Source organism: Chitinophaga sp. XS-30 (genome assembly GCF_008086345.1).
Lineage (GTDB): Bacteria > Bacteroidota > Bacteroidia > Chitinophagales > Chitinophagaceae > Chitinophaga.
Genome location: NZ_CP043006.1, coordinates 1,927,044 through 1,952,862, shown reverse-complemented (window position 1 = coordinate 1,952,862; position 25,819 = coordinate 1,927,044). Strand labels below are relative to the sequence as shown.

The window sequence follows — 25,819 nt, the reverse complement described above, 5'->3', positions numbered from 1 at the left end:
AGAAAATCAGTAATAGTTAATACCCATTAATTTACGGGCCTCCTGCAACGTAAGGACGGCGGACTCCCTGGCCTTTGCGGCGCCTTCGCGCATGATCCGGTTCAGGTAAGCCTGGTCCTGGCGGATGCCTTCCGCTTTTTCCCGGATGGGCGCGATGAAAGCCACCATATCTTCCGCCAGCTGTTTTTTCATATCTCCGTAACGGATGCTGCAGTCATTGAATGCGCGCTCGAAGTTCCCCACCGTATCCGGCGAAGATACCAGCCGCATGAGCGTGAAAAGGTTGGCGATGTAATCTGGCATAGGTGCATTCGGTTCCTGCGGCCCGCTGTCTGTTTTGGCTTTTTTGATCTTGTTGCGGATCACGTCATCCGTGTCGCTCAGGAAAAGAGTGGCATTCTCGTTCTCGCTTTTGCTCATCTTGCCGTTCCCGTCCAGGCTCATGATCCTGACCAGATCATCGCCATAATTGAAGGCAACCGGCTCGGGAAAAAGATAGCCGTAGCGGTTATTGAAGCGCTGCGCGAAATTGCGGCTCATTTCCAGGTGTTGCTCCTGGTCTTTACCCACCGGCACTTTCAGTCCCCGGTGAATGAGGATATCGGCGGACATCAGCACCGGGTAGGTGAGCAGGCCGGCATTAACGTTATCCGGGTTCTGGCGCACCTTGTCCTTGAACGTCGGCACTTTTTCCAGTTCGCCTTTATAGGCCAGCATGTTCAGCAGCAGATACAGCTCCGCGATCTCCGGCACATCGCTCTGGGCATACAGCGTCACCTTCTCCGGATCCAGCCCGGAAGCGATGTTTTCCGCCAGCACCCGGTACACATTCCCGCGCAGGTCTTTCGGATCAGGATGCGTGGTGAGGGAATGCCAGTCCGCCACAAAGAAGTAGCAGTGGAATTCCTCCTGCATCCGGATATAATTACGGATGGCGCCAAAATAGTTCCCGAGGTGTAAAATACCGGTAGAGCGGATGCCGCTGACAACAATTTCTTTTTCCTTTCCCATATCGGGCCGCAATTTAAGAAATTTTTATCCCCTAACTTTGCCAACTGGCCACATTTATCATTTATATTGATACTATTTATCAGCTTTAATTCGTTAATTTGAACTTATGGAAGTGAATGACGCACTGATACAGCAACTGGCTACGCTGGCAAGGCTGGAGATCAATGCCGGTGAAAGCGCGGATATCCGGCAGGACCTGCAGCGGATGATCACATTCGTGGAAAAGCTGGGCGAGCTGGATACCACCGATGTAAAGCCCTTGCTGCATATGACCACCGATACGAATGTGATGCGGGAAGACGAAGTGCTGCCGCTGATCAGCCGGGAAGATGGCCTGCGCAACGCCCCCTCGCATAACGAGGAATATTTCAAAGTCCCTAAAGTAATCAAGAAATAGATCATGGTCCATTCCGTTATCCACCTGGAAGACATCCGCAAAAGCTATTTTATCGGCAAGAACGAGCTGCCCGTGTTAAAAGGCGTATCGCTCGACATCTTCAAAAATGAATATGTGGCGCTGATGGGCCCCTCCGGCTCCGGCAAATCCACGCTGATGAATATCCTGGGCGCGCTCGATACCCCCACGCAGGGCAAATACATCCTGAGCGGGCATGATGTGAGCCAGATGGAAGACAATGACCTGGCCAGGATCCGGAACAAGGAGATCGGATTCGTATTCCAGCAGTTCAACCTGATGCCCCGCCTCTCCGCCCTGGAAAATGTGGCCGTTCCGCTGATCTACGGCGGCATCGGCAAACGGGAAAGGGAAGAAAAAGCCCGGGAAATGCTGGAGAGGGTTGGTCTGGGTGATCGTTATAAACACAAACCCAACGAGCTTTCCGGCGGGCAATGCCAGCGTGTGGCCATCGCCCGTGCCCTGGTGAACTCCCCTTCCCTGATCCTGGCGGACGAGCCTACCGGTAACCTGGACAGCAAAACCTCCATCGAGATCATGGAGATCTTCGGAAAGATCCATGATTCGGGGAATACGGTAGTGCTGGTAACGCATGAGGAAGATATTGCCGCACATGCCAAACGGGTGATCCGGCTAAGGGATGGCGTGATCGAATCCGACAGGCTGAATGAGCCCGCCCCCGCCGCCACGCATTAAAAATGATGCCGCCATACCGGTTTTCCATGGCTATCCACCCCCGCTTTTGCTTACCTTTGCAAAAACCTGCAACCCATGGCCATGAAGATATATACCAAAACCGGTGACAAAGGCAAAACCTCCCTCATCGGAGGCACGAAAGTCTCCAAAAGCCACCTCCGCATTGATACTTACGGTACGGTAGACGAGCTGAATTCCTGGCTCGGCCTCGTCAACGATCATATGACCGAACGACCGGTGAAGAACCTGCTGAAGGAGATCCAGGACCGGCTGTTCACCATCGGCTCCTCCCTCGCCTGCGATCCTGACAAAGAGACGAAAATGAGCATCCCCGACCTGCATGCCAAAGACATTCAGCTGCTGGAAGATTCCATCGATGCCATGAACGAGACATTGCCGGCCATGAAGTTCTTCGTGCTGCCGGGTGGTCATGTAGCCGTTTCTCACTGCCATATCGCACGTTGCGTCTGCCGGCGCGCAGAAAGGCTTTGCGTGGCCATGCAGGACCAGGAAATGTTCGTAGAGCCGTTAGTGTTACAATACCTGAACCGGCTGAGCGATTATCTCTTCGTGCTATCCCGCTACGTGGGGCACCTGATGCATGTGGAAGAGGTCCCCTGGAAGCCCCGGGTATAATCCCTCAAAAAAATTGTAGGTTTGCAACAAATTTTTATTCTTTCATGAATCTTATTACAGAACTGCGCTGGCGTGGCATGGTGCAGGATATCAAGCCCGGCACGGAGGAACAGTTGCAAAAAGAAATGACCACGGGCTATATCGGCTTCGATCCCACCGCGGATTCCCTGCATGTGGGCAACCTCGTGCCGATCATGCTGCTGGTGCACCTGCAGCGTGCCGGCCATAAGCCGCTGGCGCTGGTGGGCGGTGCTACGGGCATGGTGGGAGATCCTTCCTTCAAAGCAGAGGAAAGGAAGATGCTGGACGAAGAGACGCTGCAGCACAATCAGCGCTGCATCAAGGCCCAGCTGGAAAAATTCCTGGATTTCGACCCCGCCAAAGCGAATGCGGCGGAAATGGTGAATAATTACGACTGGTTCTCCGGTATCAGCTTTCTGGATTTTATCCGCGATGTGGGCAAGCACATCACGGTAAACTATATGATGGCAAAGGACTCCGTGAAGAAAAGGCTGGAAGGCGATAACGGCATGTCTTTCACTGAATTCTCTTACCAGATGATCCAGGGATATGATTTCCTGCATCTGTACCGGACAATGGACTGCAAGCTGCAAATGGGCGGCTCCGATCAATGGGGCAATATCGTTACCGGCACCGAACTGGTACGCCGCATTGCCGGAGGGGAGGCCTATGCCTTCACCTGCCCGCTGATCAAAAAAGCGGATGGTACCAAATTCGGCAAATCGGAAAAAGGCAATATCTGGCTCGACCCGAAGAAGACCACACCATACGAGTTCTACCAGTTCTGGCTGAATGCCAGCGATGAAGACGCGGAAAGTTATATCCGCATCTTTACCCTGCTGGAAGAGCCTGTCATCAATGCTGTCATCGAAGAACACCGGCAGGACCCCGGCAAACGGGTGCTGCAAAAGCGCCTCGCACAGGAGGTCACTACCTTCATTCACGGTGAGGCCGAATATGAATTTGCCATCAAAACATCACAAATACTCTTCGGCAACGCCTCCGTGGAAACGCTGAAATCCCTTTCCGAAGAACAACTGCTGAAAGTAATGGCCGGCGTTCCCCAGTTTGAGGTCAGCGCTGCAGACATTGCCGCGGGGAAAGATGTGGTAAGCTTCCTGGCGGACACGGGCATTTTCCCCAGCAAGGGCGAAGCCCGCAAAACCATCCAGGCCAACGGCGTCAGCATGAACGGCAACAAAATTGCTGCAATCGACCTGCCGATCAACAATGAAGCGCTGATCATCGGGAAAACCATTCTTTTCCAGAAGGGAAAGAAAAATTATTTCCTGGTGAGAGTCGTGTAAAATACCATCGCATTCTCCTGAAGGGGTGTATCAATAGCTTGATGCACCCTTTTTTTATGCGGTTTTCATCCCCTGCCTGTCTTCCTGTTCCACCGGGTATCCCTTCCGGAGCCAGACGGCCATCCCCGCTGTCATCACGTACACATGCTCAAACCCCATGTTCCTGGCCCGCTTTGCGGCATAAGGCCCGGCGCCGCAAAGGGCATCGGTGCAATAGAACACCAGGGTGGCATTTTTGTCGGGCGCCAGATCACTGGCGGAATAATCTCCGGGGTCCAGATGTTTGGCGCCGGGAAGGTGGTGGCGGCGGTAGCTGGAGACGGGCGTATTGTCGTAAGTATAAAAATCTGACTGTTGCAGACGGCTACGCACTTCCTCCACGGATATCTCGGGAAGGCCGAACAGGCGGGTGGTGGTTATCCTCACTTTCATCTTTTTTTCTACAAATGTGAGGCGGGCGGGTGACAAGGGTATGTCAGGAGAGATGCTGCTGCTGTAAAAAAAACGGGACTGTACCTGGATACAGCCCCGCTATGGTCTCGTTTACAACAGGTTATCAGTTCAGATCATATTTGTATTTGTATCGTTCGTACAGCTGCTTGTGCTTGTCTTCCAGGCTAACGCTGCGCCCCTGGATAAACGCGCGGGTGATCACGCTGGACCGCATATCCAGTATATCGCCGGTACTTACCACGATGTTCGCGTCTTTCCCCACTTCCAGCGAGCCCGTTTTATCCGCGATGCCGAGTATTTTCGCCGCATTCAGTGTAATGGCGCTCAAAGCTTCCTCTTTGCCCAGACCGTAAGCGCCGGCAGTGCCGGCATTGAACGGCAGGTTGCGCTGCTGCCAGAAACCCTCGTTGCCGATGCAGAACAATATGCCGGCTTTCTGCAGCATGGCTGCGGTTTTGTAGGGTTGGTCCACATCATCATCCTGCATAACGGGCAGGCTGTGCGGCTGATTGAGGATGACGGGGATGTTCTGCTGCTTCAGCAGGTCCGTGATCATCCAGGCATCGGTGCCGCCAACGATCACCACGTCAAAGCTGAACTCCCGGGCAATATCCGCTGCCACCAGCATTTCCTTCACCAGGTCGCAGTGAATGAAAAGTTTCTGCGAGTTGTCGAACAATCCTTTTACGGCCTCATATTTCAGGTTGGTGGTCTTGTGACTGCTTTCGGCAAGGTACGCCCTGGCTTCCCGGAAAAATTCCTTTACCTCCGCGATCCTTTCCATCGCGGCTTTTACCGCATCGCTGGCGGGACCGGCGGCAGAAGCACCGAATGGATTGCCCCTGGCCATGAGACGGGGCATATTGAAATGGATGCCGTTATCGGTCTTGTACGCCGCATCTTCCCAGTTCCATGCATCAAGCTGCACCACGGAAGAACTGCCGCTCAGCAGGCCGCCCTGCGGCACTACCTGCGCCAGCAGAATGCCATTGGAGCGCAGTGTCGCGATCACTTTGGAATCCGTATTGTAGGAAATGATGGAGCGGACGGAGGGGTTGATCTCTCCCACCTCGTTGTAATCGTTCGTGGAACGCACGGCTTCTACTTCAGTGAGACCAAGGTTACTTTCCGGTACGATGAGGCCGGGGTACACATGCTCCCCTTTCAGATCGAAGACCTTCACGTCGCCTTGCGGCACCGGTACATCGCTGCCCACGGCAATGATCCTGCCTTTCTCGAAAGCGATGATCCCATTGCTGATCACCTGACCGTTCCCGATGTGAATGGTGGCATTACGCAGATAGGTCCTGCCCTCCTGCGGCTTTGCCGGGTAGATGGTTTCCTGGGCGGAGAGACGGATGCTGCAGGCGGTGAAACCGAGTATATATAAAATGAGTTTTTTCATGTTGATGCGATTTTGCTGGTTATTATCCTTCCTGTTCTACGTCGTGCAGGATATGATGCTGATGACCGCCCTGCAGGTCTTCACAATGATAGATCTCCTCGCGGCTTGGAACAGGTTTTTGGGTGGGAGCGCCTTTTTTCTTCTCCCCGAGCATTTTATCCATGAGCCGGTTGCGTTCCGCGGCGATGCGGGTCCGCAGCTCCATATCTTTTTCCATATCGAAATATACGATACCGTCCACGATCGTTTTTTCCGCTTTGGCATAGATGCTGAGCGGATGATCGCTCCATAGCACGATGTCTGCATCCTTGCCGGTTTTGATGCTGCCGATGCGGTCCGCCACATGCAGGAGTTTTGCAGGGTTGAGGGTCACCATCTTCAAAGCATCTTCTTCATTCATTCCACCATATTTTACACTTTTTGCCGCTTCCTGGTTCAGGCGGCGCGCCATTTCCGCGTCATCCGAATTGATGGCTACGGTAAGGCCTACACGTTGCATGATGGAAGCGTTCTGCGGGATGGCGTCTATCACTTCCATTTTATAGGCCCACCAGTCCGCGAACGTGGATGCTCCGGCCCCATGCGCTTTCATCTTGTCCGCCACCTTGTACCCTTCCAGGATATGGGTGAAGGTATTAACGGTGAAGCCGAAACGGTCCCCCACTTTCAGGAGCATATTGATCTCGCTTTGCACATAGGAGTGACAGGTGATGAAACGTTTTTTATTCAGTATTTCCACGAGCGCCTCCAGCTCCAGGTCACGGCGCTTGTTGCTGCCGGCTTTTTCGTAATCCTTTGCGCGGGTAAATGCATCTACCAATACCTGCTCAACGCCCATGCGGGTTTGCGGGAAACGCACCCGCTGGCGATCTCCCCAGTTGGATTGCTTCACGTTCTCTCCCAGTGCAAACTTGATGAAGCCATCCTGGTTCCCGAATTTCAGCTGCTCTGCATTGGCGCCCCAACGCAACTTGATGAGCTGTGACTGGCCGCCGATGGTATTGGCAGAGCCGTGCAGCAGATGGGAGGCGGTAACGCCGCCGCTCAACTGTCGGTAGATATTCACATCATCCGGATTGATCACATCGGCAATACGTACTTCGGAGGTGACCGACTGGGTACCTTCATTCACACCGCGGGAAATGGCGATATGCGAATGTTCATCCAGCAGGCCGGGTGTCAGGTGCTTGCCCGTACCGTCTATCACCCGGGCTTTACCGGCGGAGAGGCCTTTGCCTATCTGCGCGATCCTGCCGTTGCGCACCAGTACGTCCGTTCCTTCCAGTTTACCTTCCTGCTCATTGGTCCATACCGTGGCATTACGGATAAGAAGGTCTTCCTGTGCCGGCAACTTTTCATAGCCGTAACCGGAGAAAGGATAATACATGTTACCGATATCCGGTGTTGTTTCCTTTTTGGCGCTGTCCGCTTTCGGCTCAAACGCTTTGACGAAGGCGGCTTTCCAGTTAACAGGCTTGCCGTTACGGTCCAGCCCCGAACCTTCCCAGCACGGCACCGTTCCCGGCGCCTGGCTGATCACGCCGCTGAGGCGTACCTGTTGCTTGTTATCTTTCGTCAGATTGATCACCAGTGTGATCAATTGTCCGGATACTTCTATTTTACCGGCAATCGTGTCTTTATTAACAAGGGAAAGTGCGGTTGGCGTCCCTTTTACTTCTACCGGATAAGTAGTGGAACTGCCGGGCGCGGAGACCACGATATTATACGAGCCTCTCAGGTCCGTCCAGCCTTCTCTTTTCAGGATATAGGGGTTCCCCTGCACCCAGTTCTGGTAAAAAACGGTTTGTTTTTCGAATACCGGGCCGGAGGTGATGAGGAAGTTGGCGAGTTTGCCGGCATCGAGGCTGCCTACTTCATTGTAGACTTTCAGCAATGTGGCCGGCGTTTGGGTCAGCGCTTCCAGGGCTTTTTCTTCGCTCAGGCCATATTCCAGCGCTTTGCGCAGGTTGGTGAGGAATTGTTTGGTATCGCGGAGGTCCGCTGCCGTCAGGCAGAAAGGGATATTGGCCTTTTCAAAAGCGGCAGGGGCTGAAGGAGCCATTTCCCAGTGTTTCATATCGGCCAGCGCTACGAAACGGGCATCGTTGGGGTCTTCCACATCCATCGCTGCGGGAAAGTTCAGCGGCAGGATGAAGGCCGCTTTCGTGGCGGCCATTTCAGCCAGGCGCTGGTATTCGGTGCCATTGCCCTTGATCACATACTGCACGCCAAATTCATCTCCGATCTTGTCCGCCCGCAGGGCGTTCCATTTATCATTGGCTTCAAAGACCTGTACGTATTGCTGATTGTCGTTCCAGGCCTGCAGGCTGATGTTCAGTCCTTCCTCAGCGGGTTTTGATTTGTACCACTGCGCATCCAGGTATTGCTGACGCAGTAATGCGATGGTGCCCATGAGCGAACTGGGATAGTCCTGCGAGGAAGAACCTTTGTCAAAGGAATAATGTGCCGAAACCCTGTCGCGCAGCACTGTTTTGTTCTCTCTTTCCGCAGCCAGGCTCACCAGTGCGCCGGTGCCGCGGGCGATACCATCGGCCTGATGCGTAAGCACGGTCCCGAAGCCCTGTTCGCGGAGGGTTTTGGCTTTATTTTCATCTGCGCCGAAAAGCTGCACGGCATTCACTTCGCTTTTGATGGCCTGATTCCAGTTATAGGCGCCTTTGGTGGCGGAAAGGAACTGAGGGCCGGAGCTGTTTCTTCCGCCGAAGGTCCGCGGGGGAGTGGAAGGCATCCCGTAGTCGCTGTAAATATCCAGGAAGGAAGGATAAATATATTTGCCGGTACAATCGATCACCACGGCATCTTTCGGGATAGCTGCGCCTGTGCCGGCTGCAGTGATCCTGCCGTCACGGATCACCAGGGTGGCATTGGAAAGTGTGGTCTGTGCATCTTTTACCAGGGTGGCATGGGTGAAGGCATAACAGCCTTCGCGCGGGTTCGCTACGCCATTGACCGGCCAGGTTTCCTGGGCGGAAACGCCCATTCCTGCCAGCAATAGTCCGATAACACCGCAGGCCCGGGCCTGCAAACGCGTTATCCGGAACAGACAGCGTTGCATCAACGATTTTGATCTCATGTTCGGTTTTTTTGAATTAGATATTGGCGGCCAATGTTTTTCTCAGCCCTACCAGGTTTAGATTTGGATTTAGATCTGGTTTACCGGCATTCCGGCAACAAGTGTTAAATTTACCAAAACATTGATCGCATCATATACTATTTTCGTATAAATTTTACGAGCGGTATGATACTTGCGGCAAAGGATGCGCCGGACAAAGTTCCCGGCAACGGGCGAACCCGGTGAGTGGTAGTGAGGCCAATGGAAAACCAATAATCTGATTGTTATGGAAAAAAAGACATGGATGATGCTCTTCCTGCTATTCGCAGCATTCAGCCTGCAGGCGCAGGATGTTGCCGTAAAGCCGAAGAAAGCCCGATGGGACGCTGCCGGAAAGGCGGACAAGCTGAGCGACAAGCTCTACCGGGAACTGGACCTTACGAAAGAGCAGAGCAAAAAGATATACGAGATCAACGAGGATATAGCCCGCCGCCGCGATGAAGCCCGCAAGAACCCCAAACTGAGCCCGCGCGAACAGATGCAGGCTGAACAGACGCTCAATTCCGAACGCAACGACCGCTTCAAAAGCGTGCTCTCCCCCACCCAGTATAAAAAATGGAATGATTGGGAAATGAAGAAGAAGGCACAACTGGAGGAAAAAATGGACCGCAAACAGGATAAAAAAGAAGCCCGTAAAGCCAGTCAACCCTGATGGAATTACCGATACAGCACGCTGCAGCAATATTCCGGCATGCTGTTGCTGCGGTGCAGCCGCAGCAATTCATGCGCAACAGCCTGGAATCCGGGCTTATCCCGGAGCATGCGCGCATTATAGTGACCGGCGCGGGAAAAGCCGCTGCGGCCATGGCGCTGGAAGCCGAGCGCATCCGGGGAGAAAAGATCATGGGCGGACTGGTGATCACCAACCGGCAGCCGCCGCTTCCCCTGCAAAAGGTCCGGCAGATACAGGCCTCGCATCCGGTGCCGGATGATGACAGTCTCCGGGCTACCGCCATGTTGCTGGAATTGGTCGCCGGAACAAAGTTCAGCGCCGGCCTTCCGGCAGAGGGCGCAACTTCATCCGGGGAAACCATTATCCTTTTCCTTTTATCCGGCGGCGCTTCTTCCCTGATGGCCGATGTTCCGCCCGGCTCTTCCCTGGCGGAGGTCCGGCAGTTATTTGACGCGCTGCTGAAAAGCGGCGCGGACATCCGGGAGATGAACACCGTGCGCAAACATCTCTCACAGGTAAAGGGCGGGCAGCTGCTGCGGCATGCCTATCCCGTCCGCGTATTCACTATCATCCTGTCCGATGTCACCGGCAACGATCCGGCCGTGATCGGTTCCGGCCCCACCGTTCCCGATCCGTCCACTTTCGCGGAAGCCTGGGGTATCCTGGAAAAATACCGGTTGACGGCCGATCTGCCTGAAGGCCTGCGGCAACACCTGGAACAGGGACTGACGGGCGCCATTCCGGAGACGCTCAAACCCGGTGATCCGGCGTGTGCGCATTCCTGTTACACGATGGCGGCCAGCAATACCCTGGCGCTGGAAGCCGCCAAAGACCATGCAGCAGCACTGGGTTACCATACCCGGATACTGACCGATTCCGCTACCGGCGATGCCCGCGCGCTGGGCGCCTCGCTCGCGCAACAGGCCATGGATTACCAGGGCCCTTATCCCGCCTGCCTGCTGGCCGGGGGAGAAAGCACCGTGATCGTGAAAGGCAGCGGACTGGGCGGTCGCAACCAGGAACTCGCACTGGCGGCAGGCATCGCGCTCAGAGATATGCCCCATATCACTTTCCTTTCCGCCGGAACGGATGGTATCGACGGGCCTACAGATTCAGCAGGGGCTGTCGTCAATGCCGGGATCATGGCCTCCGCACCAGATCCTTTGCCCTACCTGGAGCGTAACGATGCCTATCATTTCTTTGAAAAAACGGGTACGCACCTCAAAACCGGCCCTACCAACACCAATGTGATGGATTTAATGGTCATGCTGATACAGGCCCCCACAGCATAAAATACGCTGACGCTCCACCGCATTCCCGAAGCACAGCGGCTCCCGGCGCAAATATCCTGACACTTATAATTTTCCGGGAAGATGTTTGCATATCTGGGTTTTGATTCTATTTTTGGGGACAATTTAAAATTTCCAAGTATGATGAGAATGGAGCAGACCTGGCGCTGGTTCGGTCCAAAAGACCCGGTAAGCCTGTCAGACATCCGGCAGGCCGGTGCAACGGGGATCGTTACCGCACTGCATCATGTCCCTAACGGTGTGGTGTGGACGAAAGAGGACATCCTGCAACGCAAACAGGAGATCGAAGCCGCGGGCCTTACCTGGTCTGTCGTGGAAAGTGTGCCGGTACACGAGGATATCAAAACGCAGACCGGCAGGTTCAAGGATTATATCAAAAATTATCAGCAAAGCCTGCGCAACCTCGCTGCCTGCGGCATTTATACCGTAACGTACAACTTCATGCCGGTGCTGGACTGGACGCGTACAGACCTTGCCTACACCGTGGAAGACGGCTCAAAGGCATTGCGGTTCGACAAAGCGCAGTTCATGGCATTCGACCTCTTCATGCTGCAAAGACCGGGTGCGGAAAATGACTATCCTGAAGCAGAGATATCCCGCGCCAAAGAGCAATTCGATAGTATGACGGATGAAGAGAAAGTGCTGCTGCAAAGAAATATCATCGCCGGCTTGCCCGGCTCCGAAGAAAGCTTCACGCTGGAACAGTTCCAGGCTGCGCTGGACAAATACAAGGATATCGACGCCATCAAACTGAAACTGCACCTCTTCTATTTCCTGCAGCAGATCGTGCCGGTAGCAGAAGAAGTGGGCATAAAACTGGCTATCCACCCGGATGATCCCCCCTTCCCCATTCTTGGCCTGCCCAGAGTGGTCAGCACCGAACAGGATGCCCGCGAACTGCTGGCGACCGCCCCCTCACCCGCAAACGGCCTTTGCTTCTGCACCGGCTCTTACGGTGTAAGGGAAGATAACGACCTGCCCGGTATGGTGGAACGCCTCGGCGATCACATCCATTTCATTCACCTCCGCGCCACCAAACGCGATGCCCTGGGCAACTTCTATGAAGCCAACCACCTGGAAGGTGATGTAGATATGTTTGCTGTGGTGAAGAGCATTCTAACGGTAATGAATAAACGAAATATATCCATTCCCATGCGCCCCGATCACGGCCATCAGATGCTGGACGACCTCCACAAAAAAACGAACCCCGGCTACAGCGCCATCGGGCGTTTACGCGGACTGGCGGAATTGCGCGGGCTGGAAATGGGAATCGCAAAATCTACAGGCAAGTAGCGGCGGGAGCTGTCGTAATGCCTTGGCCCGGATAAAGCTATACATGAAGCCCGACGCAGCCGCGCCGGGCTTTTCAACACCGTCAAAACAGACATCCAAACTGACCATACAAGCAAAAAAGCATAAATTTCCATGACAAAAGGGCTATTTTAGAGCGGTCAGCATATTTACAAACCAATTCAATTATGACAGATACAGCGCTAGATAAAAAATTCCACGAAGTGCTGGGCAACAGGCCGCGATTGCTCATCAGGTTATTAAGTCTTGTTAAAAAGGATATCGATGCCCGCCTGACAGAAAAACTGCAGCTTGCGGGCTACAAGGATTTCAAGATCGGGGACATGGTGCTGCTGGCCAATATTTCCCCCGAGGGCACCATCAATAACGAGCTCGCGAAAAAAGCCAGGATCACCAAGCAGGCGATGAGCAAGGTGGTGAAAAACCTTGTGGCAACGGGCTTCATCTATACCCGTAAACATGAAACGGATAACCGCGCTACGGTGATCTGCCTGACGGATAAAGGCAAGCAGCTCCTGATCGATGCCTACGAACGGGTGGAAGAGATCCAGCAATATTATACAGGGATCATCGGAGAGCAGGATACGGAGGTGTTGCGGGATATCCTGTTCCGCCTGGTGGAAGAGATCCACCCGCAGTCCATCGGGAAGTAACTATTTACGCCTGATCCGGACATACAGCATTACAAGACCTGCAACTGTCAAGAGCACAAACCAATACCAGGCCCTGCCGCCGCCGGGCTTTTCCACCGCTACCGCATGATGATGACCGATATAGGTCAGCGCCGCCCAATAATAAGGCAGCTTTAACTGTTGCTTCGTGTCTTTATTTCCCAGCCATTCGAGCTTTGCCTGATGCAGCGCCATCATGGGGCTTTCTGCGTCCGGCAGCTGTTCGTAAAAGTCACCCGTAAGTTTGGCTGCTGCGGCATCATGCACATTCCATAGTCCGGCTACGATACCTGTAGCGCCTGATGCCGTGAACTCCCTGGCAAGGCTGATGATCCCTTCCCCTTCCGCAAGCATGCCCTGCCCTGTTCTGCAGGCGCTCAGCATGATCAGGCCGGGGTGAAACCGCCGGGCATACAATTCGAACAGGAAGAATGGCCCGTCCGCCAGCTGAATAGCCGGCAACTGCTGATCACCCAGCAAAGCGGCATGCGTGCTGAGATGCAGGATGCCGCCATTGCCCAGCTGCTCCCGGAACACTGCCAGCGTGGCCGCTTCGTTGCGGAAATACCGGCCTTTCATCCGGCGTTGTACGGCTTCATATTCCTGTGCAACAGCCGGCAACTCCGTGCCTCCGGCCGCTTTGGAAATAAAGAACCCGGTAATTCCCTGTGCTGTGCTCACCTGCTGTTGTTGCTGCCACCAGGTTTGCAGTGAATATGCCAGACCGGTTGCCGCTTTTTTTAGCAGGAAGGGCCATTGCGCCACATCCCGGCGATATATACTATCGGTCGGCAGGGCATCGAAAGGGATATATCCCAGCCTGCCGTCAGGCACCAGCAGGTACTGCTTTGCGGCGACGGTATCGTTCCATAACCAGCTGAAGATCCGGTACGCATCGTGATAGTATGCGCGGGGATCATTCTGCATGGCCTGCGGGCCGTTATGGAAATAGCGTTCGACGAAAGACCGCAGCGCCGCCTGTTTTTCCGCACCACCGGCAAGCCTTCTGACGGAGCGTATACCACTGCGTTGCAGGTCGATGATATACAGATGTTCGTCACCGGAGAAAAAGCTTTTGGCGATGAGGCCTTCCGGGAGGTCTTCCGGGCGGAAAGGCTTTGCCTGTGCATCTTTCCCGAAATAAGCGGGGTATTTTTCTTTCAATTGCTCCTGTACGAGAGAAAGTTCATATGCCAGTGCAGCGCTTTGTTTGCGGGCATTCGCATCGTCCTGCAAAGCCAGTTCCCGGTCGTAATACGCAATGGCCTGCTGCAGCCGGCGCTGTTTGTCCAGCAAAGTATCCTTCAGGGTCAGGCGGCTGTTCTGCATGTTGGATTGCAGCTCTTCCAGCAATACCTGCGCCTTGCTGCGTTCCATGATCTCCAGCATCAGGCCGGTGTATTTGGCGTCGCCGGTGCGCTCCCACAAACGGTAGGCAACGTTCATGGCTTTCTCTGATAAAGCACGGCTGTGGCGCTGATGCAGCAGGCGTGTAGTCCGGCTGAAAAACTCGCGGCGCAGGCGCTGTTCCACGGAAAAGATCAGCATATACCCTTTCAGCGCATCTTCCAGCCGGGGAACGGTTACGTTCTTCAAAGCCGTGTCTTCCCGCATCAGCAGGGCGGCGTCCGCCTTTCCTTCCAGCGCATCAGCGAGCGTGAATTCCCCGTACAGCTGGTTTTCGCGCGGCCAGCCGCCAACACCGGGCACAAGCAGGGCGATGGCCTTGTCAAAATGCGGGGTGGATGTTTTGTAACGCAGGTCGTTACGGCCCATCTTTACCAGCAGTCTTGCCTTCTCCCTGTTTCTGGCACCGGGATAATATTTGTCCATCACCGCCGATGCTTTCCGGAAATACACATCAGCGGCTCGATAACGTTGCTGACTATACGCAATATCACCGGATACCTGCAAGGCGGACGCAAGCCAGTAGCCGGCATTCTCTCCCTTTCCCCGCTTCAGCAGACGTACTGCCGATGCAGCATGCAGCGCCGCGCTGTCTGTTTTTCCCATCTGCAGATATACGTCCGCGATGGTGGAATGCAAAAGCCCCGGCACCTGTGCATGCACCAGTCCTTTAAAGGCGTGCTGCAGCGCTTCTCCGTACTGCTCCCGCATTTGCTCCGCTACGGCCAGGTTGCCATATGCCGCGGCGACCTGCCGCACATCATTCCGCTCCTGCGCGATGGCGATCATCTTTGAATGGATAAAAGATGCGCGCTCATAGTCCCCAAGCCGGGTGTAGTTGTTACCGAGCGGTTTGAGGATATATTCCAGCACATCCGTTTCCGTTATGGGTGATTCATTATAGTACCGGTACGCTGCTTCATACGCGGTGATAGAGGGCAGTATATTGCCGGTGTAGAGTTGATAATAGCCCTGATAGGTGAGCATATCCAGCCAGGCAGCCCTTTCAAATCCGTTTTCCGGCGTACGCCAGGCGCGCTGCTGAAGGCTCATCAGGAAAGGCAAACGGGTTACCGGCTCTTCAGCGGCATAGTCGAGATTAACGAAGATCCATTCTTCCAAATTATCTTCCTTCCGCAGCGTATCCAGCCGCTGCAGCAACGCTGCGGGCATGGCCATGCTGTCCGTTTGCGGTGCAGCGGTCTTGTTGGTTGCTATACGGTCCGCATGCACAAATGCAGGCAGGCATAACAGCAGGATAAATAATGCTTTACAGGTATGGATCATGCCATCTTAAAGATAGCTAAAATCTCCAGATGCCATAGATGAACAGCCGCTGCTGCGGCTCCTTGAAATATTGTATCAAACGCAAGCCCAGCGAAGGGCCTGCACGGACCATGCCGAGGTTCACATCGGCAAATAAAGCGCCGTCCCAGGAAATGAAGTTGTCGCTGCGCCCTTTCTCCAGGCTCTCGAACTGCCGCGGCGGGTTAGTATCCGGAATGGGTTGCGCGGTGATGACCTTTCTTTCTTCCACTTTCTCCGACACCAGCACACTCGCCATCATGCCTGCACCCAGGCCCAGCCAGCTTTTCACATTATAGCGCAGCTGCAGCGGCACCACGTCCATACTCAACCGTGTGACCTTTTCGTATAACTCCCGCGACTGTACGATGTATCTTGCTCCATCGATGGCGGTATCCCGCTGATCGCGCGAAAAATCCGTCAGCGATTCCCGCCGTTGCGGCACACCGAGATACAATTCCGCCTGAAAGTAAGGCTTATAGGGTGCGTAGGCGGATACGCTTACCCCCACGGTGCCGGCCGGTATGCCCAGGGGCAGCTCCGTTTTGGCAAATCCTTTTCCATACCCGATGATCAGGCCCGGGGACAAGCCGGGTTTGAAATACCCCCTGGAGCGATTGGTGATCACCGGTTCATTGCTGTCAAACACAATAGCCGCCTGGGTGGAGAACGGCAATTTCTTCAGCTCTTCGCCGAAGCGCACCTTGTATTTGATAAATCCTTTTGTGGAATCAGGGTCCGCCACGCCTTCCTGCTTTACGCCTTTCAGATAGATGTTATTGAAGACAAAAAAGATACTGTCCTGCCGCACGATCGTATCCAGGCAGCTTTGGCGCTCATAAGCGGAATCGCACATGACACAGCGCGGAGAATAGTCGGTAACCTCAAGCGACTGGCCGTTCAGCATCCCGGGTACGGCAATGCCAATAGCTACTTTGCTGGCGGGACCTTTACCGGTGTTCTGAAACTGCACTTTGTAGGAAAGCTCCCGCTGTTTGCTGACAAAGCGATAGTTCATCCTGCGGTTCCTGAGCTGTATCCGGTTGGGATCGTGGGAGGCGACGATCTGCATTTCCAGGTCGTACCGGGATAATGGCAGCAGCGGATCATCCGGTATGAACATGCCGCTGATAGTCACTACCGCGTTGGTATCCTTTATCATTTCCGGTGTGGTTTCCAGCGAGAGGAAGAGAAATTTCTCTTCGCCTGCGTTGAGGTTTTCCACCCGCCAGGCATGCTGTTCCCGGAACAGGGCCTTCTTTTCCGCCAGCAATGCGGACACAGCGGTCTTCCGCACCGGATCTATCCAGGGATCGGCATTTGGACCGGCCAGCGGCAGATACAGTTCATCCGAAGGCGCCATGGCCAGTACGGAATCGGCTTTGAATTTTCTTTCATTGTAATGCGCGCGTTCTTCCAGCAGCGCGAAATTCTTGCTGGAGAACTGTTTCTCGTTATAGAAGAGCAGCAGCGATCCGCTCATGCTCCCCGCTCCGCCGGGATGGCGGTAACCGACGATCGTAACGATCTCCTCCCCCGGTTTCGGCATCCGGTTGATCTTCATGGCCAGCATATCCGATGCGGCAAAAAAGGAAGAGGGCTGTTCCGTTGCGGCATACAGCGTCTTTTTCACTTTGATGCGCCGGGGCTTGCTTTTGGGCGCTTTGCCATCATCATAATTATTGGTGGCATACAAGCGGATATCGTAAGTACCGGTATCCTTATAGTGATGCTCCGGTTGCGGAGCGAAGCTGAACGTACCATCGCCAAATTCCCAGTAGTAGGAGTAAAATGCCTCCGGCGCTCCGGCAATCTGGCGCAGGGGGCGCAATTCCGCCTTCAGTGCAGCCCTGTTCTCTTCTTGTGCTATATTTATCACAGCGGGAATCGTATCCGGAGCCGGACGCTGTTGTGCTGCAGCGTGGAGGCTGATCATCCACAAACAACCTGCCCATATTTTTCTCAACATAAAAAGGTATTTAGGATATATTCACTGAATATATATCTTTTTACAACAAGATGATAAACAAAGCGCTCCATTTGTTACCCCGGATTTTAATATCTTTAAACCTGTATGTCCACCCACAATATCCACGCAGATCAACATTACGTTCAGGCCCTGCTGAAAAACGACACGCAGACGGTGGCCGAGATATATCAGCGCTTTGCCGGCAAAGTGAAATATTACATCCTGCAAAACAACGGTACAGCGGATGATGCGGCAGATATTTTCCAGGAATCACTGGTTGATATTTACAACCAGGCGAAATACAAGGGGCTGCAGCTGACCTGCCCTTTCGAACCGTTCCTGCTGATGGTGTGCAAACGCAAGTGGCTCAATGAACTGAAGAAAAAAGGCCGGCAGGGGGTAACAAAAGACATCGATGAGCAATTTGATATAGGCGAAGACAGCTTCCGGGATGCGGAAAAGACTTGGGCCGACAATGAAAAGGCACGGTTATTCCGGACCATGCTGGAACAGATGGGCGAGCGCTGCAAAGAGATCATCACACTGTCGCTGACAGACAAGCCGCAGGAGGAGATCGCCGCAGCGCTGGGTGTAACATACGGGTATCTGCGTAAAAAGAAATCCGAATGCATGGCTTCGCTGGTTGCCGCTATTAAAGAAAACCTTTCAAAATGGGGATTGACATGAACGACATCGATTATGAACTGATAGAGCGTTATCTCTCCGGAGAAATGTCCGGCGAAGCCAGAACGGCATTTGAAACCCGGATGCTGGTGGAGCCGGCGTTGCGGGATGCTGTACAGCAATACGCGGAAGTACAGGATTCCCTGCGCCAGTCCCTGCAGGATGATCCGCAGCGGGAAGCGCTGCAACAGACCCTTCAGCAGCAACGCCAGCACTTCCGGGAAGCGAAAAGAGTGCCATTGCGCCGTTATTATATCGCCGCTGCGTCCATTGCAGCCGTCATTGCCGTCGTGTTATTCTGGAGCCCCTGGCAGCAGGATGTGTACCGCCAGTTCGGTGTGCAGGAAATGGTGTCCCCGGCGGAACGCGGGGGAGAATCTGATCCCCTGCTGCAAAGCGCATCCGTGCATTTCAACAGCGGCCGCTACCAGCAGGCTATCGATGATCTGAATAAAGTCATCGAACATCATCCGGAAGATGCTTTTGCCATCTATTACCGCGGCCTCGCTTACCTGGAGAACAAAAAACATGATTACGCCCGGGCAGACCTGGAGATCATCTACAACGGCGAATCCGTATTCAAATATGACGCAGCCTTTTACATTGCCCTGAGCTATTTCAGGGAAGATAAAAAAGATCAGTGCCGCAACTGGCTGGACAAGATCCCGGCCGAAGCAGGGGATACTTATGAAAGGGCCCAACGCCTGGCGGAGGAATTGTAAAAAAAGATGCCGGCTCAGACGAGACCGGCCTTATCATATTCCACGTCTACAGTATATCCTTAATTGATCATCCATATTTCAGGATTGCGTACCGGCAGATTCCTCAATACTTCTTCCACCTGCGGATCATGATCCAGCCGCTGCCATAACCTGAAATAATCGTTATTGCCATACGCTGCCGCTCCAAACAGCAGGAACGGATGTGCTACCGGCCACTCTTCCCAATACATCACATCTTTTGCAAAAGGCCATTTCCCTTTATCTTCCACATAGGGATACATCCACTGCATGCCTTTTTGTATGGACTTCCCTTCAGCCCCTGTATAGTCCCACAAACCCAGTATCTGGCAGATAGCCGCCATCGCGTCCAGGTTGAAAAGCGCATAGCCATATGGTTTTGTACGGCGCAGCTCCAGCGGAAAGCTGCCATCCTCCGCCATCTGTTTCGGCAGCAGCACTTCCTTGTAGCGGCGGGCGCAAAAATCCGTCCATTCCCTATCCTGCAGGAAGGCCGCAAAAGCCGCTACCTGCATCACCCAGCAGGTGCCGTGGTTGTTGGCGGCATTCATTTCCGCCAGGCCGTAAGGATGTGTTGTCATCCATTCGAGATACGCACGGAACCAGTCTTTTATCGCTTCCAGCTCCCGCGGCGGAACGATGCCGGCTTTCTCCATGATGCGCAATGCCTGTACAATTTCCAGCAGATGTATCGTATCGATGATGCCGATGCCCCGGCCCGTTACCCTTCCTTTGATCGCCTGTGCGTACAGCAGGTGAGGGTTCATACGGGTAGCGGGATGCACGAACCAGGCGTTAACATGCGCCAGTGCGTGATGCAGATATTTTTTATCGCCTCCGGCGACATATGCTGCGGCCAGCGCCCCGGTTATCCTGCTGAACCGCACCATGGCCTGGCGGTGCGCCACGAAGTTCTGCGGATTGGTCTGCCCGTCGCGCTGCACGTATGGACTGTCCGGATGCGCAGGATCAGGCCACCAGTAATCACCTTCAGAATAAAAATCATGTAATCCGCCCGCGCTGCGCTCACAGCGGGAGGCCGTGATGGTAACAGGCGCCTGTTGCATGGCCCATGCTGCTTTGGTGCCGATGTCGGCCTTCCTGGCGGTAAGCGCTTTTTGCAGCCAGTCGTCATTCCGCCGCAGATCGGAAGTTGCATGCATGCGCGCCTGCGGTGGATATGTCGCAGGGGCGGGTTCCGCAGCCATCAGCATCGTGGCGGTAACAGGCAGCAGCCATGCGGGCAAGCGCTTTATCGTAGACCATACTTTCATTCTGCAATGATTTCATATACTCCCTTCGCCACAGCAACCGGGTAATCGTACACTTTCTTTAATGGCAGCTCCGGTAACCGGCTGCTGTCGCTGACCTCCCTGTTTACGGAGAAGCCATGATCACGATAAGGCCTGCCAATTTTCCCTGCTCCGGCAGGCGTTGTTATGCGTACCGGTACATTTGTGCGGAACACATCATCACCGCCATTGTATAATGCCGAGCGGATCACCGCTTTGGTCAGCTTGCCATCCTTCCAGTCGATATCTACTTCATAACCGCCTTTTGCTTTAAGCCCTTTCACGCTGCCCTCCGGCCAGGCGGAAGGTAAAGCGGGCAGCAGGTGTATAACGCCATCATGACTTTGCAGCAGCATTTCCGTGATGCCGGAGGTAACGCCGAAGTTGCCATCTATCTGGAAAGGCGGGTGCGCATCGAGAAGGTTCAGGTAAGAACCTCCGCCGCCATTGGTGTTCATGGTAGCGAGAAAAAGCTGCTGGTTCAGCATTTTGTAGGCATGGTCCCCATCCTCCAGCCTGGCCCACCAGTTGATCTTCCAGGCTTTGGACCAGCCGGTGCCGCCATCGCCGCGCAACAGCAAACTTCGTTTAGCCGCTGCTGATAGTGCTGGTTCCCTGCGCGGGGTGATGCTGTTGCCGGGGAATAATCCGTAGAGATGAGAGAGATGCCGGTGTTCATCTTCCGGATCATCCCAGTCCTGCGACCATTCCTGCAGCTGGCCGTACCGGCCGGTGCGGAAGGGATAAAGATCTTTCAGCACGGCGGCCATCCGGTTGCGGAAGGCTTCGTCTGTATGGAGTACCTGTGCGGCTTGTATGGTGCGGTTGAACAGGTCATGAATGATCGCGAGGTCCATTGTGGCGGCAATGCTTACGGTGCCGGTGCGTTTTCCGTTCACGCGGAAATTGTTTTCCGGAGAGGTGGAAGGGCTGGTCACCCAACTGCCCTGCGGATCTTTCACCAGCCAGTCCAGCATAAACTCCGCAGCCCCTTTCATCAGCGGATAGGCGGTATCTGCGAGGAACTTCCGGTTGCCGGTGCAGGTATAATGCTCCCAGAGGTGGCGGCAGAGCCAGGCTCCCGCCATCGGCCAGACGGCCCAGCGCGGGTTACCCTGGGGGTCGCGCCAGTCGAAGCCCCCGGCTGGTGAAGACTTGGCCCATATATCGGAATTGTGATGCGCCACCCATCCTTTCATGCCATAATTCACCGTTGCTGTTTTACGGCCATGCTGCGCCAGTTGGTGAATAAAGCGGAATAAGGGTTCCGCGCATTCAGCGAGGTTGGCCGTTTCCGCCGGCCAGTAGTTCATTTCCGTATTGATGTTCGTGGTGTAATTGGAGCCCCATGGCGGCTGCAGCTGATCGTTCCAGAGTCCCTGCAAATTCATGGCAGGGCCGCCTTTCCTGGATCCCGCAATCATCAGGTAGCGGCCGTACTGGTACAGGAGCGTGGTGAGCTGGGGATCGCGGTTCCCGCCCGCCAGCGTGTACTCCTTCAGTCGCACGTCCGTCGGCTGCCGGGCGGCAGTATCTCCGCCGAGGTCCAGCTGCACCCGGTCAAAAAGTGCGGCATGATCTTTTATATGCGCCCGCAGCAAAGCATCGTAGCTGCCCGCGCGGCTCAAATGCCGCAGCGCTTCCCTGCCGGCATCTTTACCCTCCGTGGCCGGGTTCCGGAACGGCCCCGCGAAGCTGGTGCCTATGGAGACAAGCAATACCGCTTCCGTGGCATCGCTGATCTGCAAGCCCTCATCATCCGCATGGCTGGAACCATCTTTCAACCGCACCTGTACATGCACTTCATAACGTGTTCCGTTGCTGCTGTCATATTCGATCTTTCTTTTATCGTAATTGCGATGCGGCACATAAGCGGGGCATTGCCCGTACATCACGGTATGCACATCATTTCGCGGGCTGATCCTGTTGGGCATCGGGTTGCTGAAACCTGCGTGAAAGGAGAGTGCGCCGGGCTTGCTGCTCTTCCATCGTATCACCAGCAGTTGCGCCGGGTAACTGATGAAGGCCTCGCGGGTGAAGGTCACGCCATCCAAAGTATAGGATACGGCAGACACCGCCGTCTTCATATCCAGCGAACGCTTGTAGGCCTGCGGTGGCGGTACATGGTCCGTATTCCGCAGCAGCAGGCTGCCGAGGGTGAGATAACGCGCGGAATAAGGGCCCATCATCTCCCTGCTCAGCGAATCCGCTTTCATATATTCCCCTTTCCAAAGCGCTTCGCGCACCAGCGGCAATACCGTTTTGGCGCCGGGATTATTGCCATCCCACGGGCCGCCGCTCCAAAGAAAAGCTTCGTTCAGCTGCAACTCCTCTTCCTGCAATTTGCCGAAGACCATGGCGCCGATACGCCCGTTGCCAAGCGGCAGGGCCTCGTTCCAGTTATCCGCCGGCTGGCGATACCACAATTCAAGTTGTGCTGATGCCGGCAGACAGGTACCCCATAAAAAAAACAGAAACAGCAGTGATCTCATAACGTGTGTTAGCTCACAACTAAATTATGCAATCGTTTGCATAAAACTGTACATTATTTTACCTTTTTTTTATGCTCGTTTATCATTCAGGGATGGCGGGACTTTCAAATCCCAGCCGCTTCAGGCCGGTCTGTATTTCGGGACAACTCATGAAAAGCCGCCATAGCAACCCGGAGCGGTAATTTTCTATCATTACCACTATCGGGCCCTGGTCGATAGCGAGGTACTGGTAGTCGAACCAGTTTTCCGTTTCATTGAACGCGTCGTAAAATCCGTATTCGCCCCAAAGCCTGTCCCCTACCGTGTTGTAGAAATATTTCAGCGCCTGCATGGAATATTCCGGGGTGTACGGGAAAGCGGAAAGCGCCGCTGTGGGTGTGATCACGCCGAGGTCATTTGTGGGGGAATGGGCGTTGTAAAATTCGTGGTTATCACTGGCGGTGAGGCCCCAGCAATCGGCGCCATATCCCTTGAAACCTTTGGGGTTGTTGATGCAATATTGCCGGTTGATGAGGGTGTGATTCGTATTCTGTTCCCAGTAATCCGCATACCGGTCTTTCAGGCCACGCGGGTCCAGCCCAAGGAAGGAGTAGTGCGTAAAGAAGAGCGGCCCGCCGTAATCGAAGCCCAGCGGGAGTTTTATACCGAGATATTCTTTGCCGTTCAGGAAATGATTGCTCACGGCCCAGCCCTGGTGGTAAACTCGCGGGGAAATGGAAAAGTTCGGGGACGATGCGGCCAGCACATAGGTGATCAGGCATTCATTCCAGCCGCGTACCTGGTGGTTCATGCTCCATCCGTTGTTGGGCGACCAGTGCCAGTACAGCACATCCTGCCCATCGCGGGTGTACCAGTTCCATTCCGCATCGTTCCACAGCCAGTTGATCTTGTTGCGGAGCTGCTGCTCCTTTGGATTGTCCTTATCGAAATACTGGCGCACGCAAAGCAGGCCCTGGAACATAAATGCTGATTCCACCAGGTCGCCGCCATCATCTTTCCGGCTGAAGGGAATCGTTTTACCGGTAGCGCCATCCATCCAGTGCGGCCAGATACCGTGATAATGCTCCGCCTTCTGCAGGAAGTTGACGATCTTCAGCAGCCGTTCCAATCCTTCATCCCTCGTGATAAAACCGCGCTCAATGCCTGCAAGTATGGCCATTACGCCAAAGCCGGAACCGCCGGTGGTCACCACTTCGGGCGTAATGGTGCGCTCGGGGGCCAGTCCGGATACGGGATGCGCGAACTTCCAGAAGTAATCGAACGTCCGTTGTTGCACGAGGGTGATCAGCGCGGAATCTCCCAGCTGCGGCCGGGGCACCTTTTTCTTCTTTTGCGCCAGCACCGGCAATGCGGCGATGAAGCATATGTACAGCAGCAAATTTTTCATCAGTTATATCCGGGATTTTGCGTCAGGCGATTATTGCTTAAAAGTATCTGTTCCTGCGGAATGGGGAACAGCTCATGTTTCCCGTCCACAAAATTCTTGCCGTGCGCGCGCATGACCTGTCCCGCCCGGCCCTGGCGCACCAGGTCCCAGAAGCGGTCATGTTCCATAGCCAGTTCCACCCGGCGTTCGTTCCAGATGGCCTGGCGGAGATCGGCCTGTCCGGATGCGGTGGTATTGGGCAGCCCGGCGCGCCTGCGGATGATATTCAGTTTGGCGATGGCTTCGCCGGTGTTGCCCAGCTCGTTCGCGGCTTCGGCGTAGATCAGCAATACCTCGCCATACCGCAGGACACGCAGGTTCTTCGGTGTGCGGTCGGGATTGTTGCAGTAAGGCTCCTGGGTACGGCTGTGATAGGCTTTGTAATTATAGCGGTCGTTCTCCACGGAGTCCCTCGATGGCACCCGGAACCCGTCCCACAGCACGGTGCCGTTGGGCTGTATGGTGATGATCGTGGCATCCTTTCGTTTGTCTCCCGGTTCATATGCCGCGGCGAGATCTGCCGTGGGATTGTTGAAGCCGAAGCCGAAATCCGTCCAGCCTGTTCTTGCGCGAATGCCCTGCGAGTTGGCGTACAATTGTATGGCGGCATCACAGGCCGCATTGGTGCCGGTCTGTACTTCAAATATCGATTCAATGGAATTGGCGCCCTGTGTGCGCCAGATATTTGCATAACTGGACAGCGTATCATACAGCCCGGAATTGATGACGGCCTGTGAAAGATCGAAAGCCTGCTGCCAGTTCTTCCGGTACATATGCACTTTAGCCAGCATGCCCTGTGCCGCACCTTTGGTGACGCGTCCTACCGGTGTGGCACCCTTTTCCGGCACATGGTCCACCGCAAACTGAAGATCGCTGATGATCAGCGCATAGATATCGTCTGCCGAAGCGCGCGTCTGCACACTGTCTGAATTGGCATCTTCCGGCAGCGGCACTTTATCGATCTTCGGCACACCACCGAAGGTGCGCACGAGGTTGAAGTAAAAGTACCCGCGCAGGAAACGGACTTCCCCGATGAGCCTGTTCTTCTCCACTTCTTCGAGGGGACTGAGCGGCAGCTTGTCCAGCGCCTGGTTGGCCCTGGCAATGGCCTGGTAATACCCCGTCCAGAAGTTCTGCACATTCTGGTTGGATGGCCCGTATGTGAAGTTATCGATCTCCAGCGCCGGGCCGTAATCCTGCGGTGTGCTGCCTTTGTCCGCATCATCGCTGACAATGCTGGTGATCACCACAAACTGCAGGCCGTGCACATCGGGACCAAACCCTCCCAGCCACATGATATTGTACACGCCGTTCACCAGATCTGTGGCTGCATTCGGGTTGGTGCGTATTTCCTCTTCCGTGACCCTGCCCTGCGGCGGCACGTCCAGGAAGCCCCTGCCGCAGCCGGAACTGACAAGCAGGAAGATAACCGGTATGATGATAATGAGCTTTTTCATGATGA

Annotated in this window: 20 protein-coding genes; 10 read left to right on the top strand and 10 right to left on the bottom strand. The window is 54.5% G+C overall.

Annotated elements, in window-relative coordinates:
• Positions 1-6: 6 nt before the first annotated feature.
• On the bottom strand, positions 7-1,011 hold the full coding sequence (gene trpS / locus FW415_RS08075) for a tryptophan--tRNA ligase (protein ID WP_148383756.1): 1,005 nt from the start codon (positions 1,009-1,011) through the stop codon (positions 7-9).
• Between the two features lie 106 nt (positions 1,012-1,117).
• Here trpS and gatC point away from each other — a divergent pair, with 106 nt between their 5' ends.
• The 4 genes from gatC (at position 1,118) to tyrS (ending at position 4,086) form a co-directional block, all read left to right on the top strand.
• Positions 1,118-1,408: an Asp-tRNA(Asn)/Glu-tRNA(Gln) amidotransferase subunit GatC gene (gene gatC / locus FW415_RS08070; RefSeq protein WP_148383755.1), complete on the top strand. Its 291-nt coding sequence runs from the start codon at positions 1,118-1,120 to the stop codon at positions 1,406-1,408.
• A gap of 3 nt (positions 1,409-1,411) precedes the next feature.
• Positions 1,412-2,122, top strand: a complete 711-nt coding sequence (locus tag FW415_RS08065; protein ID WP_148383754.1) for an ABC transporter ATP-binding protein — start codon at positions 1,412-1,414, stop codon at positions 2,120-2,122.
• A gap of 75 nt (positions 2,123-2,197) precedes the next feature.
• Positions 2,198-2,758 (top strand): cob(I)yrinic acid a,c-diamide adenosyltransferase, encoded by a 561-nt coding sequence (locus FW415_RS08060; RefSeq protein WP_210420844.1) that lies wholly within the window; start codon positions 2,198-2,200, stop codon positions 2,756-2,758.
• 44 nt (positions 2,759-2,802) lie between these two features.
• Positions 2,803-4,086: a tyrosine--tRNA ligase gene (tyrS, locus tag FW415_RS08055; protein WP_148383753.1), complete on the top strand. Its 1,284-nt coding sequence runs from the start codon at positions 2,803-2,805 to the stop codon at positions 4,084-4,086.
• A 54-nt stretch (positions 4,087-4,140) separates the two neighbouring features.
• Here tyrS and FW415_RS08050 read toward each other — a convergent pair whose 3' ends face one another.
• From FW415_RS08050 to FW415_RS08040, 3 genes are all read right to left on the bottom strand, one after another.
• A complete protein-coding gene (locus FW415_RS08050) occupies positions 4,141-4,518 on the bottom strand; it encodes a rhodanese-like domain-containing protein (RefSeq protein ID WP_148383752.1) in 378 nt (125 codons plus the stop codon).
• A 124-nt stretch (positions 4,519-4,642) separates the two neighbouring features.
• Complete coding sequence (locus FW415_RS08045) at positions 4,643-5,944, bottom strand: amidohydrolase family protein (protein ID WP_148383751.1); 1,302 nt, start codon at positions 5,942-5,944, stop codon at positions 4,643-4,645.
• A gap of 22 nt (positions 5,945-5,966) precedes the next feature.
• Complete coding sequence (locus FW415_RS08040) at positions 5,967-9,038, bottom strand: amidohydrolase family protein (protein WP_246858973.1); 3,072 nt, start codon at positions 9,036-9,038, stop codon at positions 5,967-5,969.
• A 265-nt stretch (positions 9,039-9,303) separates the two neighbouring features.
• Here FW415_RS08040 and FW415_RS08035 point away from each other — a divergent pair, with 265 nt between their 5' ends.
• The 4 genes from FW415_RS08035 (at position 9,304) to FW415_RS08020 (ending at position 13,024) form a co-directional block, all read left to right on the top strand.
• Positions 9,304-9,729, top strand: a complete 426-nt coding sequence (locus FW415_RS08035) for a hypothetical protein (protein WP_148383750.1) — start codon at positions 9,304-9,306, stop codon at positions 9,727-9,729.
• The gene (locus FW415_RS08030) at positions 9,729-11,042 is read left to right on the top strand and encodes a glycerate kinase (RefSeq protein WP_148383749.1); all 1,314 of its coding nucleotides are present in this window, start codon (positions 9,729-9,731) and stop codon (positions 11,040-11,042) included. The genes FW415_RS08035 and FW415_RS08030 overlap by 1 nt, the downstream gene beginning before the upstream one ends.
• 138 nt (positions 11,043-11,180) lie before the next feature.
• The gene (gene uxuA, locus FW415_RS08025) at positions 11,181-12,353 is read left to right on the top strand and encodes a mannonate dehydratase (RefSeq protein WP_148383748.1); all 1,173 of its coding nucleotides are present in this window, start codon (positions 11,181-11,183) and stop codon (positions 12,351-12,353) included.
• A 185-nt stretch (positions 12,354-12,538) separates the two neighbouring features.
• Entirely contained in the window at positions 12,539-13,024 is a 486-nt protein-coding gene (locus FW415_RS08020; protein ID WP_148383747.1) for a MarR family winged helix-turn-helix transcriptional regulator, read from the top strand.
• Here the strand turns inward: FW415_RS08020 and FW415_RS08015 are convergent, their stop codons facing one another.
• A complete protein-coding gene (locus FW415_RS08015) occupies positions 13,025-15,736 on the bottom strand; it encodes a CHAT domain-containing protein (protein ID WP_148383746.1) in 2,712 nt (903 codons plus the stop codon). It lies immediately after the preceding gene.
• A gap of 16 nt (positions 15,737-15,752) precedes the next feature.
• Positions 15,753-17,723, bottom strand: coding sequence for a PKD domain-containing protein (locus FW415_RS08010; protein WP_148383745.1), 1,971 nt, complete (start codon positions 17,721-17,723; stop codon positions 15,753-15,755).
• Between the two features lie 105 nt (positions 17,724-17,828).
• Here FW415_RS08010 and FW415_RS08005 point away from each other — a divergent pair, with 105 nt between their 5' ends.
• Together FW415_RS08005 and FW415_RS08000 are read left to right on the top strand one after the other, a co-directional pair.
• Positions 17,829-18,410 carry an RNA polymerase sigma factor gene (locus FW415_RS08005; protein WP_148383744.1) on the top strand — a complete coding sequence of 194 codons (582 nt, stop codon included), beginning with the start codon at positions 17,829-17,831 and terminating at the stop codon, positions 18,408-18,410.
• On the top strand, positions 18,407-19,129 hold the full coding sequence (locus FW415_RS08000) for a tetratricopeptide repeat protein (RefSeq protein WP_168208728.1): 723 nt from the start codon (positions 18,407-18,409) through the stop codon (positions 19,127-19,129). The genes FW415_RS08005 and FW415_RS08000 overlap by 4 nt, the downstream gene beginning before the upstream one ends.
• 59 nt (positions 19,130-19,188) lie before the next feature.
• On the opposite strand, the gene FW415_RS07995 is transcribed toward FW415_RS08000, so the two are convergent.
• From FW415_RS07995 to FW415_RS07980, 4 genes are all read right to left on the bottom strand, one after another.
• Positions 19,189-20,421, bottom strand: coding sequence for an alginate lyase family protein (locus FW415_RS07995; protein ID WP_246858972.1), 1,233 nt, complete (start codon positions 20,419-20,421; stop codon positions 19,189-19,191).
• Positions 20,418-22,931: a glycoside hydrolase N-terminal domain-containing protein gene (locus tag FW415_RS07990; RefSeq protein WP_148383742.1), complete on the bottom strand. Its 2,514-nt coding sequence runs from the start codon at positions 22,929-22,931 to the stop codon at positions 20,418-20,420. The genes FW415_RS07995 and FW415_RS07990 overlap by 4 nt, the downstream gene beginning before the upstream one ends.
• A gap of 82 nt (positions 22,932-23,013) precedes the next feature.
• Complete coding sequence (locus FW415_RS07985; protein WP_148383741.1) at positions 23,014-24,318, bottom strand: glucoamylase family protein; 1,305 nt, start codon at positions 24,316-24,318, stop codon at positions 23,014-23,016.
• Positions 24,318-25,814, bottom strand: coding sequence for a RagB/SusD family nutrient uptake outer membrane protein (locus FW415_RS07980; RefSeq protein ID WP_148383740.1), 1,497 nt, complete (start codon positions 25,812-25,814; stop codon positions 24,318-24,320). Before FW415_RS07980 ends, FW415_RS07985 begins: the two co-directional genes overlap by 1 nt.
• Positions 25,815-25,819 lie beyond the last annotated feature (5 nt).